At 40.0% G+C, this 806-nt stretch carries 3 protein-coding genes; all 3 read right to left on the bottom strand.

The annotated features are described in order from the left end of the window. Nucleotides 1-75: 75 nt before the first annotated feature. Nucleotides 76-318 (bottom strand): hypothetical protein, encoded by a 243-nt coding sequence (locus B0181_RS11830; RefSeq protein ID WP_078277681.1) that lies wholly within the window; start codon nt 316-318, stop codon nt 76-78. Continuing rightward, nucleotides 311-607: a BrnT family toxin gene (locus B0181_RS11825; protein WP_078277680.1), complete on the bottom strand. Its 297-nt coding sequence runs from the start codon at nt 605-607 to the stop codon at nt 311-313. Before B0181_RS11825 ends, B0181_RS11830 begins: the two co-directional genes overlap by 8 nt. Next, the coding region (locus B0181_RS11820) for a CopG family ribbon-helix-helix protein (protein ID WP_249024913.1) at nt 604-806 on the bottom strand (203 nt) is incomplete at its 5' end. The genes B0181_RS11825 and B0181_RS11820, both read right to left, overlap by 4 nt.

Here is an 806-nt window from a genome sequence, read left to right as displayed (position 1 = left end):
ATTACGCACGATAAGTTAAAATTACTGCTCATAGCATAATCTCTTTATTTTTGACTAGGTTGAAAAGCATTTTAATCAAGCGGTGGTCGCCTGTTTTTGCTGAATGCTCATCATACCCCTAATCATTTGATTGATGATATTTTTGGTATCTTGGTCTTGACGCACTACCCACGCCATTACATCATCGTCAAGTAATCTTGCTTGCTCTGTCTTGACGTTGGTTTGATTTTTGGCTTGTAAGCGTGCGATTTGCGGTGGTATGCCACGAATTGCCCCTGTCATGTCAAAGTCTTTGTATTCTTGATAGTCTTTATCCACGATGAAACTCCTTAGTTTGGTCTTTGGTGGCTTTAAAGCCCGTGATGAGTCGTATTCTGTCGCCTCTATCCGTCCAAATCACCGTTAAAATCTTTGCTTGGTTGCTGTAACCTGTGCTGATAAAGCGTTCTTCATCATAGTGTCTATAATCAGGTTTGGTGATGGTGGTTTCGTTGATCAAAACACTGGCGCATTCTTGCATGGTTAGGGAATGCTCTTTTAGCACCAGTTCCGCTTTATTGCTATCCCACTCAAACAAAACTCCGCCAATCAAACAATTTTCGCTCATAGCGATAACTCGGCTTGACGGTGTTTTTTAACGTACTCACGCATAAAATCACGGATAAGCTGCGCTGATGGTCTATCATTGGCTTTTGCTATCGTTTGGAACGTTTTGAGTAGATTTTCATCTACTCGAATTGTAAAACTTTTGTCTTTGTTTATGTCTTTGTTTAGCAGGTCGTTCATATAAAAATCCAATTTTTTGT

This window comes from Moraxella caviae (assembly GCF_002014985.1).
Classification (GTDB): domain Bacteria; phylum Pseudomonadota; class Gammaproteobacteria; order Pseudomonadales; family Moraxellaceae; genus Moraxella; species Moraxella caviae.
Note: the sequence above shows the minus strand (reverse complement) of the source record. Positions and strands in the feature narration are given on the sequence as shown.